The 16,025-nt window shown below is 61.0% G+C and carries 14 protein-coding genes; 5 read left to right on the top strand and 9 right to left on the bottom strand.

Features of this window, described 5'->3' with window-relative positions:
- Nucleotides 1-239: 239 nt before the first annotated feature.
- The 5 genes from leuS (at nucleotide 240) to AACY30_RS22675 (ending at nucleotide 6,396) form a co-directional block, all read left to right on the top strand.
- On the top strand, nucleotides 240-2,846 hold the full coding sequence (leuS, locus tag AACY30_RS22695; protein ID WP_339541144.1) for a leucine--tRNA ligase: 2,607 nt from the start codon (nucleotides 240-242) through the stop codon (nucleotides 2,844-2,846).
- A gap of 88 nt (nucleotides 2,847-2,934) precedes the next feature.
- Nucleotides 2,935-3,540 carry an LPS-assembly lipoprotein LptE gene (locus AACY30_RS22690; RefSeq protein ID WP_339471385.1) on the top strand — a complete coding sequence of 202 codons (606 nt, stop codon included), beginning with the start codon at nucleotides 2,935-2,937 and terminating at the stop codon, nucleotides 3,538-3,540.
- A 39-nt stretch (nucleotides 3,541-3,579) separates the two neighbouring features.
- Nucleotides 3,580-4,617: a DNA polymerase III subunit delta gene (holA, locus tag AACY30_RS22685; RefSeq protein ID WP_339471384.1), complete on the top strand. Its 1,038-nt coding sequence runs from the start codon at nucleotides 3,580-3,582 to the stop codon at nucleotides 4,615-4,617.
- A 227-nt stretch (nucleotides 4,618-4,844) separates the two neighbouring features.
- Nucleotides 4,845-5,009, top strand: a complete 165-nt coding sequence (arfA, locus tag AACY30_RS22680) for an alternative ribosome rescue factor ArfA (protein ID WP_003176285.1) — start codon at nucleotides 4,845-4,847, stop codon at nucleotides 5,007-5,009.
- A 61-nt stretch (nucleotides 5,010-5,070) separates the two neighbouring features.
- Nucleotides 5,071-6,396, top strand: a complete 1,326-nt coding sequence (locus AACY30_RS22675; RefSeq protein ID WP_339541143.1) for a lytic murein transglycosylase — start codon at nucleotides 5,071-5,073, stop codon at nucleotides 6,394-6,396.
- Between the two features lie 113 nt (nucleotides 6,397-6,509).
- Here the strand turns inward: AACY30_RS22675 and AACY30_RS22670 are convergent, their stop codons facing one another.
- From AACY30_RS22670 to mrdA, 9 genes are all read right to left on the bottom strand, one after another.
- The gene (locus AACY30_RS22670; RefSeq protein WP_339541142.1) at nucleotides 6,510-7,430 is read right to left on the bottom strand and encodes a S66 peptidase family protein; all 921 of its coding nucleotides are present in this window, start codon (nucleotides 7,428-7,430) and stop codon (nucleotides 6,510-6,512) included.
- A gap of 152 nt (nucleotides 7,431-7,582) precedes the next feature.
- The gene (gene lipA, locus AACY30_RS22665) at nucleotides 7,583-8,584 is read right to left on the bottom strand and encodes a lipoyl synthase (protein ID WP_339471463.1); all 1,002 of its coding nucleotides are present in this window, start codon (nucleotides 8,582-8,584) and stop codon (nucleotides 7,583-7,585) included.
- A 26-nt stretch (nucleotides 8,585-8,610) separates the two neighbouring features.
- The gene (gene lipB / locus AACY30_RS22660; RefSeq protein ID WP_339471381.1) at nucleotides 8,611-9,258 is read right to left on the bottom strand and encodes a lipoyl(octanoyl) transferase LipB; all 648 of its coding nucleotides are present in this window, start codon (nucleotides 9,256-9,258) and stop codon (nucleotides 8,611-8,613) included.
- Nucleotides 9,258-9,533: a DUF493 domain-containing protein gene (locus AACY30_RS22655; RefSeq protein ID WP_065891172.1), complete on the bottom strand. Its 276-nt coding sequence runs from the start codon at nucleotides 9,531-9,533 to the stop codon at nucleotides 9,258-9,260. Before AACY30_RS22655 ends, lipB begins: the two co-directional genes overlap by 1 nt.
- 83 nt (nucleotides 9,534-9,616) lie before the next feature.
- Nucleotides 9,617-10,774 (bottom strand): D-alanyl-D-alanine carboxypeptidase family protein, encoded by a 1,158-nt coding sequence (locus AACY30_RS22650; RefSeq protein ID WP_339471380.1) that lies wholly within the window; start codon nucleotides 10,772-10,774, stop codon nucleotides 9,617-9,619.
- Nucleotides 10,775-10,954: 180 nt separating this feature from the next.
- Nucleotides 10,955-11,953 (bottom strand): septal ring lytic transglycosylase RlpA family protein, encoded by a 999-nt coding sequence (locus tag AACY30_RS22645; protein WP_339471379.1) that lies wholly within the window; start codon nucleotides 11,951-11,953, stop codon nucleotides 10,955-10,957.
- On the bottom strand, nucleotides 11,953-12,963 hold the full coding sequence (gene mltB, locus AACY30_RS22640) for a lytic murein transglycosylase B (protein ID WP_339541141.1): 1,011 nt from the start codon (nucleotides 12,961-12,963) through the stop codon (nucleotides 11,953-11,955). Before mltB ends, AACY30_RS22645 begins: the two co-directional genes overlap by 1 nt.
- Nucleotides 12,964-12,980: 17 nt before the next feature.
- The gene (gene rodA, locus AACY30_RS22635; protein ID WP_339471462.1) at nucleotides 12,981-14,084 is read right to left on the bottom strand and encodes a rod shape-determining protein RodA; all 1,104 of its coding nucleotides are present in this window, start codon (nucleotides 14,082-14,084) and stop codon (nucleotides 12,981-12,983) included.
- Nucleotides 14,085-14,115: 31 nt separating this feature from the next.
- Nucleotides 14,116-16,014, bottom strand: a complete 1,899-nt coding sequence (gene mrdA / locus AACY30_RS22630) for a penicillin-binding protein 2 (RefSeq protein WP_339471377.1) — start codon at nucleotides 16,012-16,014, stop codon at nucleotides 14,116-14,118.
- Nucleotides 16,015-16,025: the final 11 nt, after the last annotated feature.

Genomic DNA, 16,025 nt, shown 5'->3' with positions numbered 1-16,025 from the left:
ACTTACTCCCCAATAAACAGCGTAGCCCCCATGGCTGCCCCTGCCTGCCGCCGCGACAGACGGCCCTGCCTGCGCAATCAGGGTTTCCCTCGATAGAGTGGGGTCATGTATGCTACGGCGCTTCCTGTAACTCCACTTCCCGCAGGGTTTGGGCACGGACGCGCCGCTTTTTGGTGTCGATCAACCTGAACGTTGCACCGAAGAGGATTAGGCCACCCCTATTCAGTTCAAAAGTAGCCATGCACGAACAATATCAGCCCCGTGAAATAGAAAATGCCGCCCAAGCCTTCTGGGACGAGCAAAAGTCCTTTGAAGTCAGTGAACAGCCAGGCAAGGAGACTTTCTATTGCCTATCGATGTTCCCTTATCCCAGCGGCAAGCTACACATGGGGCACGTGCGCAACTACACCATCGGTGACGTGATTTCCCGCTACCAGCGCATGCAAGGCAAGAACGTCCTGCAACCCATGGGTTGGGACGCCTTCGGCATGCCGGCGGAAAACGCCGCGATGAAAAACAACGTGGCGCCTGCCAAGTGGACCTACGAAAACATCGCCTACATGAAGAACCAGCTGCGCAGCCTGGGCTTGGCGGTGGATTGGTCCCGCGAAGTGACCACCTGCAAGCCGGACTACTACCGCTGGGAACAATGGTTGTTCACGCGGCTGTTCGAAAAAGGCGTGATCTACAAAAAGAGCGGCACCGTGAACTGGGACCCGATCGACCAGACCGTGTTGGCCAACGAACAGGTGATCGACGGTCGCGGCTGGCGCTCCGGCGCGCTGATCGAAAAGCGCGAAATCCCGATGTACTACTTCAAGATCACCGCCTACGCGGATGAACTCTTGTCGAGCCTCGACGACCTGCCGGGCTGGCCTGAACAGGTCAAGACCATGCAACGCAACTGGATCGGCAAGTCCAAGGGCATGGAAGTGCAGTTCCCGTATAACGTCGATTCGATCGGCGCAGCGGGCGCGCTCAAAGTGTTTACTACCCGTCCGGACACCCTGATGGGCGCGACTTACGTCGCCGTGGCCGCCGAACACCCGCTGGCCACCCAGGCAGCCCAGAACAACCCTGAGCTGCAGGCGTTCATCGCCGAATGCAAAGGCGGCAGCGTGGCTGAAGCCGACGTCGCCACCCAAGAGAAAAAAGGCCTGCCGACCGGGCTGTTTGTTGAACATCCATTGACCGGCGAAAAGCTGCCGGTATGGGTCGCCAACTATGTGCTGATGCACTACGGTGATGGCGCCGTAATGGCTGTGCCGGCTCACGACGAGCGCGATTTCGAATTCGCCACCAAGTACAACCTGCCAATCAAATCCGTGGTGCGCACCCGCGCGGGCGACACCAACCCGGCCCCGTGGCAAGACGCCTACGGCGAGCATGGTGAACTGATCAACTCCGGCGAATTTGACGGCCTGGACTTCCAGGGCGCGTTCGACGCGATCGAAGTCGCGCTGATCAAGAAGAACCTCGGTGCCTCGCGCACCCAGTTCCGCCTGCGCGACTGGGGCATCAGCCGCCAGCGCTACTGGGGCTGCCCGATCCCGATCATCCACTGCGAAAGCTGTGGCGATGTGCCGGTACCGGAAGACCAACTGCCGGTGGTCCTGCCGGAAGACGTGGTGCCGGATGGCGCCGGTTCGCCACTGGCGCGCATGCCCGAGTTCTACGCGTGCAGCTGCCCGAAATGCGGCGCGCCTGCCAAGCGTGAAACCGACACCATGGACACCTTCGTCGAGTCCTCGTGGTACTACGCCCGCTACGCCTCGCCACACTATGAAGGCGGCCTGGTCGAAAAGTCCGCAGCCGACCATTGGTTGCCGGTGGACCAGTACATCGGCGGTATCGAACACGCCATCCTTCACCTGCTGTACGCGCGCTTCTTCCACAAGCTGATGCGCGACGAAGGCCTGGTGAGTTCGGATGAGCCGTTCAAGAACCTGCTGACCCAGGGCATGGTGGTCGCCGAGACTTACTACCGCCGTGAAGCCAACGGCGCCTACACTTGGTTCAACCCGGCCGACGTCGAGCTTGAGCGCGACAGCAAAGCCAAGGTCATCAGCGCCAAGCTGATCGCCGACGGCCTGCCCGTGGAAATCGGCGGCACCGAGAAGATGGCCAAGTCGAAAAACAACGGCGTTGACCCACAGTCGATGATCGACCAGTTCGGCGCCGACACCTGCCGTCTGTTCATGATGTTCGCCTCGCCGCCTGACATGAGCGCCGAATGGTCTGACTCTGGCGTCGAAGGCTCGCACCGCTTCCTCAAGCGCGTCTGGCGCCTGGCGCATGCCCACATCAGCCAGGGCTTGCCGGGCAAACTGGACGTAGCGGCGTTGAGCGACGAGCAGAAACTCATTCGACGCAGCACCCACCTGGCCATCAAGCAAGCCAGCCAGGACGTGGGCCAGCACCACAAATTCAACACCGCCATCGCCCAGGTGATGACGCTGATGAACGTGCTGGAAAAAGCGCCGCAAGCCACTGAACAGGATCGCGCGCTGGTACAGGAAGGCCTGGAAACGGTCACACTGCTGCTGGCCCCGATCACGCCGCACATCAGCCACGACGTGTGGAACCGTCTGGGCCAGAGCGGCGCCGTCATCGACGCGCGCTGGCCGGTGCAGGATGACAGCGCCCTGGTACAGGACACGCTGCAACTGGTGATCCAGGTCAACGGTAAACTGCGTGGCCAGATCGACATGCCAGCCAGCGCCAGCCGCGAAGACGTCGAAGCGGCTGCCCGCATCAACGAAAACGTGCTGCGTTTTACCGAAGGCCTGACGATCCGCAAAGTGATCGTAGTGCCTGGCAAACTGGTCAATATCGTCGCTAGCTAATCGGATCGGGCGCAGGGCTTGAGCCCTGCGCCGAACAAAGCCTTCAGGGCCTCGATAAGGCCCACATGGTTTCAAGGGGAGCAACAAAATGATCAAACGCAATTTGCTGGTTATGGGCCTTGCCGTGTTGCTGAGCGCTTGCGGCTTCCAGCTGCGCGGTACCGGCACCCACGAAATGGCGATCAAGGAACTGGACGTCAGTGCCCGCGACGCCTACAGCGAAACTGTGACACAGCTGCGTCAGGTCCTGGAGAACAGTGGCGTTCACGTCTACACCGGCGCGACCTACAAGCTGTTCCTGGCCAATGAAAAACAAACCCAGCGTAACCTCAGCTATGCCAGCGCCGGGCGTGCGTCCGATATCGAACTGAGCACCGTGCTCAGCTTTGAAATCCAGGGCCGCGACCACCTGCCATTGATGGGTGACGACATCCAGATTCAGAAAATCGTTAGCCACGACGGCAACAACCTGGTGGGTTCGGACTCCGAAATCATTCAGGTGCGTAAGGAGATGCGTCGCGAACTGGTACAGCGCATGGTGCTGCGCCTGTCGATGATCACCCCGGAACAACTGGAAACCCTGCAGCAACGCGCTGACGACAAGGCCAAGGCTGATGCCGACGCACTGAAAGCCGCCAAAGAATACGAAGACAACACGCCGAAACAATCGCCTGTTGAAGTACCTGTCGAGTAAGCCAAACGGGGCGCCCCTGGCGCCCCGTTTACACTGCCTATGAAACTCGCCCCCGCCCAACTCGCCAAACACCTGCAAGGTGGCCTTGCGCCTGTCTACATCGTCAGCGGTGATGACCCGTTGCTGTGCCAGGAAGCCGCAGACGCCATCCGCACCGCCGCACGCCAGCAAGGTTTCGATGAACGCCAGGTCTTCAGCGCCGACGCCAGTTTCGACTGGGGCACGTTGCTGCAAGCCGGCGCGAGCATGTCGCTGTTTGCCGAAAAGCGCCTGTTGGAACTGCGCCTGCCTTCGGGCAAGCCAGGTGACAAGGGTGCCGCCGCCTTCATTGAATACTGTTCACGACCCGCCGAAGACACGGTCTTGCTGATCAGCCTGCCCAAGCTTGACGGCAGCGCGCAGAAAACCAAGTGGGGCAAGGCTCTGGTTGAAGGGGCTCAGACCCAGTTCATCCAGATCTGGCCAGTGGACAGCAACCAGTTGCCGCAATGGATTCGCCAACGCCTGTCCCAATCGGGGCTGTCGGCGACCCAGGATGCGGTGGAGCTGATCGCCGCCCGGGTCGAAGGCAACTTGCTTGCCGCAGCCCAAGAGATCGAAAAGCTCAAGCTGATGGCCGAAGACGGGCAAATCACCGTTGAGACCGTCCAGGGCGCGGTGGCCGACAGTGCGCGCTTTGATGTGTTCGGGCTGGTGGATGCCATCCTCAATGGCGAACCCGCCCATGCCCTGCGCATGCTTGAAGGCTTGCGCGGCGAAGGCGTGGAGCCGCCGGTGATTCTCTGGGCCCTTGCCCGAGAACTGCGGGTGCTGGCCAACATTGCCCTGCAATTCAGCCAGGGCACGCCGCTGGACAAAGCGTTCAGCCAAGCCCGGCCACCGGTCTGGGACAAACGCAAACCCTTGATGAGCAAGGCCCTGCAACGGCACTCGGCACAACGCTGGGCGCAGCTTTTGCTGGAAGCGCAGCGCATCGATGCGCAGATCAAGGGCCAGGCAGCGGGATCGCCGTGGATGAGCTTGAGCCGTTTGTCGCTGTTGATGGCCGGCCAGCGCCTGACACTGCCTGCTGAATAACACTTTCTTAAAACACCACATTCCCCTGTGGGCGCCGGGCTTGCCCGCGATGCAGGCACCTCGGCTTTTCAGATGCATGGAGGTGATGCTATCGCAGGCAAGCCAGCTCCCACATTAACCGTACTTACTTCAGCTTGCGAAAGCGCCTACACATCGCTGGGCTTTACAGCGGGTGAACTTCGGCCGATCATTTGCGCCGTTCCACCCACCCCACGAGAGTAACCATCATGAGCAAAAAGCCATCCAAGCATGGCCCCAACAAGGCCAAATCCATCATCGCCCAGCCACTGTTCCGCAGCCGTCAGGAACGCGCCGGCAAGGGCAAAGGCAGCTACCGCCGCGAAGCCTTCCAGTCTAATAGCTGGGAGGCTTCTTACTTTCTGGCTGCCTGAAGGCAAGCGCCCCTCTGACATGATAAGGTCTGCACCTGATTTGTAATCTCTGGACCTGTGCATGCCCTCTAGTCTTCCCCGTCGTTGGCACCTTCGCCAATTGATCGCTGCCTCCAGCCTCATTCTGCTAGTCGCCTGCGCGGAGAAACCGACCGCCGCCGACGCTCAACCACTGCCAAAGTTACAGACCGCCCCCGTGGTAGCGCCCGCTGTCGTGGCCCCGCTGGCGTTGGACAATCTTGATATCCAACCGACCCAGACCTTTGCCGAATGGCAGGCTGGCTTTCGCGTGCAAGCCCTGCAGGCCGGCATCACCGAAGCCGTGTTCGACAACGCTTTCGCTAATGTCACCCCTGATATGGCGGTAATCCGCGCCGACCGCAGCCAGCCGGAATTTTCCCGCCCCGTGTGGGAATACCTCGACGGCGCCCTCTCGCCGGTGCGCGTGCGTAATGGCCAGGCATTGTTGAACAAATACGCCGATATCCTGCAAAGCATCGAGCAACGTTATGGCGTCGACCGCCAGGCGCTGGTGTCGGTGTGGGGCATGGAAAGCAACTTCGGCCAGTTCCAGGGCAATAACTCGGTGATTCGTTCGCTGGCGACCCTGGCCTATGAAGGCCGTCGCCCAGCATTCGCCCAGGCGCAACTGTTGGCAGCGCTGCAGATCATCCAGCACGGCGACATCCAGGCAGACCAGATGAAAGGGTCCTGGGCCGGCGCCATGGGCCAGACCCAATTTATCCCGACCACCTACAACACCCATGCCGTCGACTTCGATGGCGACGGTCGCCGCGACATCTGGAACAGCCCAGCGGACGCGCTCGCCTCCACCGCGCACTACCTGCAAAGCTCCGGCTGGCAGAAAGGCCAGCCATGGGGCTTCGAGGTGAAACAACTGCCGGCGAACTTCGATTACGCCCTGGCCGATGGCGGCATTCGCAAGACAGTCGCCGAATGGCTGAAACTTGGTATCCAACTGCCACCGGGCGCCAGCATGCCGCCCAACGCCGACCAGCTGTCAGCCGCCCTGCTGTTGCCGGCGGGCTACCGTGGCCCGGCGTTCCTGGTGCTGGATAACTTCCGCGCAATCCTCAGGTACAACAACTCGTCGTCCTACGCGCTGGCGGTTGGCCTGTTGTCGGAAAGGTTCGGTGGCGGTGGTGTAATTCGTGGTGACTGGCCGAAGGATGAGCTGCCGCTGAGTCGCTCCCAGCGTATCGACTTGCAGACAGCGCTGAGTGCCAACGGCTATGACGCGGGGAACCCGGACGGGATCATCGGCGCCAATACGCGCAAGGCGATTCGTGCGGCGCAGCAAGCGCTGGGCTGGCCGGCGGATGGGTATCCGACGGTGAAGCTGCTGGAATCGTTGCAGAACAGGTAGACCCTTGTAAGGCGGTTACCGCCATCGCAGGCAAGCCAGCCCCAACAGTTGGAATGCATTTCCCTGAGGGAGCTGGCCTGCCTGCGACGACTGCCTGGCAGGCGATATCAAACTCAGTCCTTGAAGACCACATCCTGCTCCAACACCACCCGCTGCGCCCCCGCATCCAACCTGACCAACGCGCCCATCGGCAATGTCAGGTTCGGATCACAATGCCCACTGCGCCAGCCGGACAATACCGGAATGCACAGCGGTTCAAAGGTCTGCTTGAGCAGCCGCTGCAACGCATCCTTGTCCACACCCGCCACATCCCCCACCAGCACACCCGCAACCTGGGCCAGCTTGCCTGCCAGGCGCAGGTGCGTGAGTAGGCGGTCGATGCGGTAGAGGGGCTCGTTGACGTCTTCGATAAACAGGATGATACCCTCAGTATCCATCTCGTAGGGCGTGCCCATGACAGCCGCGATCATCGACAGATTGCCGCCCAGCAAACGCCCGCAGGCGATGCCCGGTTCAATCGTAGTCAGCGGGTAAGCCACCGGGTGTATCAACTGGCTACCAGCACTCAGTTGGCCACGCAGCAGACTGAACAGCGAGGCTTCGGTGGGTTGTTGCTTATCGCCCAGCAGATCGGCATTGAGCATCGGCCCGTGGAAGGTCACGAAGCCGGCATATCGGCTGATCGCCAGGTGCAGAGCGGTGATGTCGCTATAACCTACGAACGGCTTGGGATGGGCGCGTAGCAGGTCGAAATCCAGGCTATCAAGCAGACGCGGCGTGCCGTAGCCGCCGCGCAGGCAGAAGATGGCGTCGATTTCAGGGTCGGCAAAGGCTTTATGGAGGTCGTTTAGGCGGACTTTATCGCTGCCGGCCAGGTAGCCGTCGCGCTCATAGACGCCAGGGAAGATTCGCAGGTCGTAGCCGTGGGCGCGCATCCATTGGTCGGCCTTTTCGACGTCCAGCGTGGCGGGGCCGGCGGGAGCGATCAGGGCGATGGTGCCTTCGGGTCGCAAGGCAGGTACGGCAATGCTCATCCACAACTCTCCTTGGCAGACGCGGAACGAAATGTGGGAGCGGGCTTGCTCGCGAAGGCGCAGTTTCAGTCAATAAATCAGGTGACTGAAAACACCGCCTTCGCGAGCACGCCCGCTCCCACATTGGATCAGCGGTGTTGGCCAAATCTGTGTTACGACACCAGGCTAGCCTTGACCAGCTTGGCCTGTTCGTCCGCATGGTATGACGAACGCACCAACGGCCCCGACGCAACGTTCTTGAAGCCCATCTTGTAACCTTCCTCGGCGAACCAGGCGAAGGTGTCCGGGTGCACGAAACGCTGCACCGGCAAGTGGCTGCGGGACGGTTGCAGGTACTGGCCCAGGGTCAGCATGTCGATGTCGTGTTCGCGCATGCGCTGCATGACTTCGATCACTTCTTCGTCGGTCTCGCCCAGGCCCAGCATCAGGCCGGATTTGGTCGGAATGTGCGGCATCATTTGCTTGAATTTCTGCAGCAGGGTCAGCGACCACTGGTAGTCCGAACCCGGGCGCGCGGCCTTGTAAAGGCGTGGCACGGTTTCCAGGTTGTGATTGAACACATCCGGCGGCTCGGCAGCGGTGATTTCCAGCGCCACGTCCATACGGCCACGGTAGTCCGGCACCAGGGTTTCGAGCATGACGTTTGGCGACAACTTACGGATTTCGCGGATGCAGTCGGCAAAGTGCTGGGCACCGCCGTCACGCAGGTCGTCGCGGTCAACCGAGGTGATCACCACGTACTTGAGCTTAAGGTCGGCAATGGCGATGGCCAGGCTTTCCGGCTCGTTGACGTCCAGTGGCTTCGGACGGCCGTGGCCCACGTCGCAGAACGGGCAACGACGGGTGCAGATGTCACCCATAATCATGAAGGTGGCGGTGCCGCCGGAGAAGCACTCGCCCAGGTTTGGGCAGGACGCTTCTTCGCACACGCTGTGCAGCTTGTGTTTGCGCAGCAGGGCCTTGATACGGTCGACTTCCGGCGAAACCGGGATGCGCACGCGGATCCAGTCAGGTTTCTTCGGCAGTTCGGTGGTCGGAATGATCTTCACCGGAATGCGTGCAACCTTCTCGGCGCCGCGCAGCTTGACGCCGGCTTCCACCTTGGCACGCGGGGCCGGGGCCGCACGGTCGGTAACGTCCAACGTCGGGATCATGGTTTGCACTGCATCAGTAGTCATAATCAGTCGATTCCGCCCGTAAGGGTCGTCTGCTCAGCATAGTCGAGGTGTTTGACGAGCTGCTCACGCAGCCGGGCACTTACCTCGGCAAATTTAATCGGTGTGGCGTGATCACTCAGTTGCGTCATCGCCAACCCGGCATAGCCACATGGGTTGATCCGCCGGAACGGTGCCAGGTCCATGTCCACGTTCAAGGCCAAGCCATGGAAAGAACAGCCGTGGCGAATACGCAGCCCCAGGGAGGCGATTTTCGCGCCGTCCACATACACACCCGGCGCATCCGGCTTGGCCGCGGCGGTCACGCCGTAACTGGCCAACAGCTCGATCAGGCAAGCCTCCATGCGGCTGACTAGGTCGCGCACGCCGAACCCTAGCTTGCGCACATCCAGCAACAGATAAGCGACAAGCTGACCGGGCCCATGGTAAGTCACTTGGCCACCTCGGTCGACCTGCACCACCGGAATATCCCCGGGCAGCAGCAAGTGCTCGGCCTTGCCGGCCTGGCCCTGGGTAAATACCGGCGGATGTTCCACCAGCCAGATTTCATCGGGGGCCGACGTGCCGCGTTCGTTAGTGAACCGCTGCATGGCGTGCCAGACGGGCGCGTAGGCCATCCGGCCGAGCTCGCGAAAGCCCAGGACCTGTGACATCACAACACCATGTGCACGAAGCCAGTGGCCCGCAGTTCACTGTTGATGTCGTAGAGCTGGTCTTGACCCGTCGCAACGATGTGCAACTGGATCGTGGTGTATTTGCCTGTGGAGCTGGATCGCTCGTCCACACGCTCATCATTGATCGTGGCGTGCTTGCGCACGATCTCAAGGATCAAGTCTTTGCGGCCTACGCCGGTGTCGCTGATGATCTTGATGGGATAGTCCACCACCGGGAATTCGATCTTTGGCGCCTTTACTTCGGTATCGGTCATGGCGTAACGGCCTCGTAAGCGTAAGCCTTGGCGACAACAAAGCCCCGCGTCGGATCAACGCGGGGCTTTGCAGATGCACACTATCAGTTGAACAAGCCGTAGAAGAATAGACGGATGCTATCCCACACGCGGCGGAAGATACCACCCTCGTCGACGGCGTCCAGGGCGATCAGGTCGGCGCTGTGCACCACCTTGTCGTCCAGCTTCACTTCGACTTTACCGATCACATCGCCCTTGGCGATTGGCGCAACCAATTGCGGGTTCATGGTCATGCTGGCAGCGAGCTTTTTCAGCTGGCCTTTAGGCATGGTCAGGGTCAGGTCTTCAGCCAGGCCGGCCTTGACTTGGGAGGTAGCGCCCTTCCAAACCGGCGCGGTCGCCAGCTCAGCACCCTTCTGGTAGAAGGTCTGGGTTTCAAAGAAGCGGAAACCGTAGGTCAGCAGTTTTTGCGTCTCGGCCGCACGGGCCTGCTCGCTGTTGGTGCCGAAGACCACGGCGATCAGGCGTTGGCCGTCACGTACAGCGGACGACACCATGCAGTAGCCGGCTTCTTCGGTGTGGCCGGTTTTCAGACCGTCAACGGTCTTGTCGCGCCACAGCAGCAGGTTGCGGTTAGGTTGCTTGATGTTGTTCCAGTAGAACTCTTTCTGGGAGTAGATCGCGTAGTGCACCGGGTCGATACGAATGATCGCGCGCGCCAGGATTGCCATGTCGTGAGCCGACGAGTAGTGATCTGGGTTCGGCAGACCGGTCGGGTTCATGAAGTGGCTGTTGGTCATGCCCAGGTCAGTCACCGTCTTGTTCATCATGTCGGCGAACGCGTCTTCGCTGCCGGCGATGTGCTCGGCCAGGGCGACGCTGGCGTCGTTACCGGACTGGATGATGATGCCGTGCAACAGGTCGCTTACAGTCACCTGCGAACCGACCTTGATGAACATCCGCGAGCCGCCGGTACGCCAGGCGTTTTCGCTGACGGTCACCGGATCGTTCTCGCCGATCTGGCCGCGACGGATTTCCAGGGTCGCGATGTAGGCGGTCATCAGTTTGGTCAGGCTGGCCGGTGGCAGGCGCTGGTCACCGTTGCTCTCGACCAGCACGTTGCCACTGGCGGCATCCATGAGAACCCAGGACTTGGCGGCCAGTTGCGGGGAAGCCGGCACCATTTCAACGGCCCAGGCGGCCGGGGTGATGATCAGCGAAAGAAGCAGGCACGTGCGTTTGGCTAAGGTGGTGATGTTCATCCGTCTCTCGAAATTGCTTATGGAAACTTGCCCTCGCGGGCAAAACTCATTCAGACAGCCCGTTGCCAGACTGTCGCGTATTCGGTTGCCCGCTCACCCCTTGCCCCTGGGTTTTTATTGTCAAACGAGCCAACAACCACAGCCCTGACCCGCGCACGAGCCAGAACCATCAATTCTCTGTTATTCGGCGGTAACCACGCTGGGCTGCCCCAGGTTGGCCATGCGCACGCTGTTCTGCACTTGCGCGACTTCGCTCGGCGAGCCTATCGGCCCCATCCGCACGCGATGCAGGGTCTGCTGGTTACGCACGATGGAGCTGATAAAAACCGGCGCGTTGACCATGCCGCTCAGCTTGGACCTTAACAGTTCTGCCGCATCCGGGTTGGCGAAAGCGCCGACCTGCAGGTATTGCCCGCCCGCTACGGCAGCGCCTGGTGCAGCCCTGGGTACGACGACGGTGTCCGGAGCATGCTGCTGCGGCGGAGGCGTCCACTGCTCGACCTTGCCCGTTGAGGCGGTCACTTGCGGCTGCTGGGTTTGCGGCTCATTGAGCATCAACGGCGCTGGCTTGCCGCGCTGGGCCCAATATTGCGCCGGGTCGATACCTTCAACCTTCACGCGCGCAGTACCGATTTCGGCATAACCGAGTTTCTTCGCGGCAGCGTACGACAAGTCGATGATGCGGTCCGAATAGAACGGCCCGCGGTCGTTGACCCGCAGGATCACCGTGCGGTTGTTGTCCAGGTTGGTCACGCGTACGTAGCTGGGCAGCGGCAGGGTCTTGTGGGCCGCGCTCATGCCGTACAGGTCATACACTTCGCCGTTGGCGGTGTTCTGGCCATGGAATTTGGTGCCATACCAGGACGCTGTACCCGATTGGACGTACGTCTTGGATTCCTGCAGGGGAAAGTAGCTTTTGCCCAGCACGGTATAAGGGTTCGCCTTGTACGGGCCGGTGTGCAGGGTCGGCGTGGCGTCAGGGATCTTCGACACGTCGACGTCCCACCACGGCGCGCCATCTTTGTGCGCGCGGTTGATGTCCAGGCCCGGCTGGGCACGGACAACAGTGCCCCCGGCCTTCTGCGCTGGACCACGACTGGTGGAACAACTGACGACCAGCAGGGACAACGCGGCGAACGCCACCAGCTTGAGCGGTTTATTGAACGGCGATGCCCGCATTACTTGTTGCCCCGTGCTTGGACCAGCATGTCTGACAGCTGATGCACGGCCATGGCGTACATCACACTGCGGTTATAACGCGTGATTGCGTAGAAATTCTTCAGGCCCATCCAGTATTCCGGGCCATGTTCGCCTTCAAGACGGAACGCCGTCACCGGCAGATCATCAGGCAGCGCATTCTGACTCGACCAGCCCAGCGCCCGCAACTCCCCGACCGTCTTGGCCGGCTCAATGCCTTGGGTCAGGCCTTCGTCGGCGCGATCCCCCGTGACATCGGCGCGGATCACCACCGGTTCGCCGCCGACCCAGCCATGACGCTTGAAGTAGCTGGCCACACTGCCGATGGCATCGTCCGGATTGCTCCAGATATTGATATGCCCATCACCGTCAAAGTCAACGGCATAGGCGCGGAAGCTGCTCGGCATGAACTGCGGCAAGCCCATCGCACCCGCGTAGGAACCCTTGAGGCTCAGCGGGTCGGCCTGCTCTTCGCGAGCCAGCAGCAGGAATTCGCGCAGCTCCTTGCGGAAGAAGTCGGCGCGCGGCGGGTAATCGAAGCCCAGGGTCGACAAGGCGTCGATCACCCGGTAACTGCCGGTATTGCGCCCGTAAAAGGTTTCGATGCCAATGATCGCGACAATGACCTGGGCTGGCACACCGTATTCCTGCTCGGCGCGGGCCAGTACTGCCTCATGCTGGCGCCAGAAGTCCACACCCCGCGCCACGCGGGCGTCGGTGAGGAACATCGGGCGATACTCCTTCCACTGCTTCACGCGTTCGGCAGGGCGAGAAATGGCGTCGAGGATCGCCTGTTTTTTCTGGGCTTCGCGGAACACGCCCATCAGTTGCTCACCGGCGAAACCATAGTCGCGGGTCATTTCACCGACAAACTCGGCGACCTGGGGTGAACCATCGTAGTCACCGGCCTGCGCCTCTTGCGTTGCGCCCAGCAGCCCAATCAGGCCCATCCAGGACGCATGCCGAGTCGCCCAGCCGCGCATTACTTGCATTGACATCTTCACCTTATTCAAACCTGTGCGATCCATTTGCGATGCGTATGAATCGACATCAAAACCCCAAACGCTGACATCAATGTCACCAGCGAAGTTCCGCCGTAGCTAATGAACGGCAACGGCACCCCAACAACCGGCAACAGGCCACTGACCATACCGATGTTGACGAAAACGTAAACAAAAAAAGTCATGGTCAGGGCGCCGGCCAGCAATTTTCCGAACAACGTCTGCGCCTGCGCGGTGATCACCAGGCCGCGACCGATCAACAGCAAATAGATCAGCAGCAGCGCGCAAATGCCCACCAGGCCAAACTCTTCGCCCAGTACCGCAATAATGAAGTCGGTGTGACTCTCGGGCAAAAAGTCCAAGTGCGATTGGGTGCCCAGCAACCATCCCTTACCAAATACGCCGCCGGAACCGATGGCGGCCTTCGACTGGATGATGTTCCAGCCGGTGCCGAGCGGGTCGCTTTCAGGGTCGAGGAAGGTCAGGATTCGCTGCTTCTGGTAGTCATGCATAAAGAAGAACCACATGGCCACAGCCACGGGCACGGCGGCAGCCAGCACGCTGAGGATCCAGCGCCAGCGCAAACCGCCCATGAACAGCACGAAGGCACCGCCCGCCAGGATCAGCAGCGAGGTGCCGAGGTCGGGCTGGCGCACGATCAGCACAAACGGCACGCCAATCAGGATCAGGCTGATGCCCACGTGTTTGAGCTGCGGCGGCAAGGTGCGCTTGGACAAGTACCAGGCGATGGTTGCCGGCATCAGAATCTTCATGAATTCCGACGGCTGGAAGCGAATCACCCCCGGAATGTTGATCCAGCGCGTCGCGCCCATGGCGTTGTGGCCCATCACGTCCACGACCACCAGCAGCAGCACCCCGACGACGTAGCCCAGCGGCACCCAACGCGCCATGAACCGTGGCTCAAGCTGGGCGATCACGACCATCGACAACAGGCCCAGGCCGAACGACGACGCTTGCTTGATCAGCAGGTCCCAGTTCTTGCCGCTGGCCGAGTACAGGACGAACAGGCTGCCGGCTGCCAATGTCAGCAACAGGATCAGCAACGGGCCATCAATGTGAATGCGTTGCAGCAACGTCGCACGGCGACGCATCACGTCCTCGCTGGAGAGGATGCGGTCAAAATTACTCTTCATGGGCCGTAACCTCGGTGCTTGACGGGGGGCCGCCATATTCGGGCTTGAGCCTGCCGTCGTCGGCCAACAGCCAGGCGTCCATGATCTGGCGCACCACCGGGGCCGCGACGCCGGAGCCGGATTCGCCGTTTTCGACCATCACCGCCACCACAATTTTCGGATCGTCGGCCGGCGCGAAGCCGACAAACAAGGCGTGGTCACGGTGGCGCTCCTGAATCTTGGAGCGGTCATATTTCTCGCCTTGCTTGATCGCCACTACTTGCGCGGTACCGCTCTTACCGGCAATACGGTATTGCGCGCCAATGGCCGCTTTGCGCGCCGTACCGCGGGCACCGTGCATCACTTGCTGCATGCCATGGTTGACCTTGGTCCAGTCCGACGGGTCACGCAGCACAATGTCGGGGATCGGGTTGTCATCCACCGGCTTTTCGCCTTCGATGGTCCGGGCCAGGTGCGGACGGTTCCAGATGCCTTTGTTGGCCACCAGCGCCGTGGCCTGGGCCAGCTGCAGCGGCGTGGCCTGCATGTAGCCCTGGCCGATGCCGAGGATCAGCGTCTCGCCCGGGAACCACGCCTGGCGGCGGGTCGCGCGCTTCCATTCGCGCGACGGCATCAAGCCTGGGGACTCTTCGAACATGTCCAGGGAGACTTTTTGACCGAGGCCGAACTTGCGCATATAGGTGGATAGGCGATCAATCCCCAGCTTGTGAGCCAGGTCGTAAAAATAGGTGTCGTTGGAGCGCATGATCGCGGTGTCCAAGTCGACATAGCCGTCACCGGTGCGGTTCCAGTTACGGTATTTGTGATCGTAGTTGGGCAGCATGTAGTAGCCAGGGTCATAGACTCGGCTGGAGGCCGTGATCACGCCCGCGTCCAGACCCGCAATCGCCACCGCCGGCTTGATCGTCGAACCCGGCGGGTACAGGCCGCGCAATACGCGGTTGAACAGCGGCCGGTCAATGGAATCGCGCAACTCGGCGTAAGCCTTGAAGCTGATGCCGGTCACAAACAGGTTGGGGTCGAAGCTTGGTTGGCTGACCATCGCCAGCACTTCACCGGTCTTCGGGTCCAGCGCGACCACCGCGCCACGCCGACCGCCCAGGGCCATCTCGGCGGCTTCCTGCAACTTGATATCCAGGCTCAGCACGATGTCCTTGCCCGGCACCGGATCGGTGCGCTTGAGCACCCGAAGCACACGGCCGCGAGCGTTGGTCTCGACTTCTTCGTAACCCACCTGGCCGTGCAGTTCTGGCTCGTAGAAACGCTCGATGCCAGTCTTGCCGATATGGTGGGTGCCGCTGTAATTGACCGGGTCGAGGCTTTTCAGCTCTTTCTCGTTGATTCGCCCCATGTAGCCGACAGAGTGCGCAAAGTGCGGCCCCTGCGGGTAGTGCCGCACCAACTGCGCCACCACTTCCACACCCGGCAGACGGAACTGGTTCACCGCGATCCGGGCAATCTGCTCTTCGGTCAGCTCAAACAGGATCGGCACCGGCTCGAATGGCCTGCGCCCCTGCTTCATGCGCTTTTCGAAGATCACGCGGTCTTCTGGGGTCAACTGCAGCACCTCGACGATCACATCAAGGATCTGCTGCCAATCACCGGAACGTTCGCGGGTCATGCTCAGGCTGAAGCTGGGCCGGTTATCCGCGACCACCACGCCATTACGGTCGAAAATCAGTCCACGGGTCGGCGGAATCGGCTGCACATGCACCCGGTTGTTTTCCGACAGCGTGGAGTGATAGTCGTACTGGATCACCTGCAGGAAATACAGGCGCGCAATCAGCACCCCGATTAGCCCCACCACCATAAAAGCGCCGAACACGACCCGAGCGCGTACGAGACGTGCGTCTTTCTCGTGGTCCTTGATGCGGATCGGCTGGGTCATCGAAAAAGGCG

The sequence above is a fragment of the Pseudomonas sp. RA_5y_Pfl1_P24 genome (genome assembly GCF_963970945.1).
Lineage (GTDB): Bacteria > Pseudomonadota > Gammaproteobacteria > Pseudomonadales > Pseudomonadaceae > Aquipseudomonas > Aquipseudomonas tritici.
This window is presented reverse-complemented; position numbering and strand designations above follow the sequence as displayed.

Bases quoted from the DNA above. Each gene is read 5' to 3' on its own strand.
- rodA (WP_339471462.1), bottom strand. From the start codon at position 14,084: ATGCGTCGCCGTGCGACGTTGCTGCAACGCATTCACATTGATGGCCCG.
- AACY30_RS22650 (WP_339471380.1), bottom strand. From the start codon at position 10,774: ATGAACATCACCACCTTAGCCAAACGCACGTGCCTGCTTCTTTCGCTG.
- lipB (WP_339471381.1), bottom strand. From the start codon at position 9,258: ATGTCACAGGTCCTGGGCTTTCGCGAGCTCGGCCGGATGGCCTACGCG.
- leuS (WP_339541144.1), top strand. From the start codon at position 240: ATGCACGAACAATATCAGCCCCGTGAAATAGAAAATGCCGCCCAAGCC.
- AACY30_RS22690 (WP_339471385.1), top strand. From the start codon at position 2,935: ATGATCAAACGCAATTTGCTGGTTATGGGCCTTGCCGTGTTGCTGAGC.
- holA (WP_339471384.1), top strand. From the start codon at position 3,580: ATGAAACTCGCCCCCGCCCAACTCGCCAAACACCTGCAAGGTGGCCTT.
- mrdA (WP_339471377.1), bottom strand. From the start codon at position 16,014: ATGACCCAGCCGATCCGCATCAAGGACCACGAGAAAGACGCACGTCTC.
- AACY30_RS22655 (WP_065891172.1), bottom strand. From the start codon at position 9,533: ATGACCGATACCGAAGTAAAGGCGCCAAAGATCGAATTCCCGGTGGTG.
- AACY30_RS22670 (WP_339541142.1), bottom strand. From the start codon at position 7,430: ATGAGCATTGCCGTACCTGCCTTGCGACCCGAAGGCACCATCGCCCTG.
- AACY30_RS22675 (WP_339541143.1), top strand. From the start codon at position 5,071: ATGCCCTCTAGTCTTCCCCGTCGTTGGCACCTTCGCCAATTGATCGCT.
- lipA (WP_339471463.1), bottom strand. From the start codon at position 8,584: ATGATCCCGACGTTGGACGTTACCGACCGTGCGGCCCCGGCCCCGCGT.
- AACY30_RS22645 (WP_339471379.1), bottom strand. From the start codon at position 11,953: ATGCGGGCATCGCCGTTCAATAAACCGCTCAAGCTGGTGGCGTTCGCC.
- arfA (WP_003176285.1), top strand. From the start codon at position 4,845: ATGAGCAAAAAGCCATCCAAGCATGGCCCCAACAAGGCCAAATCCATC.
- mltB (WP_339541141.1), bottom strand. From the start codon at position 12,963: ATGCAAGTAATGCGCGGCTGGGCGACTCGGCATGCGTCCTGGATGGGC.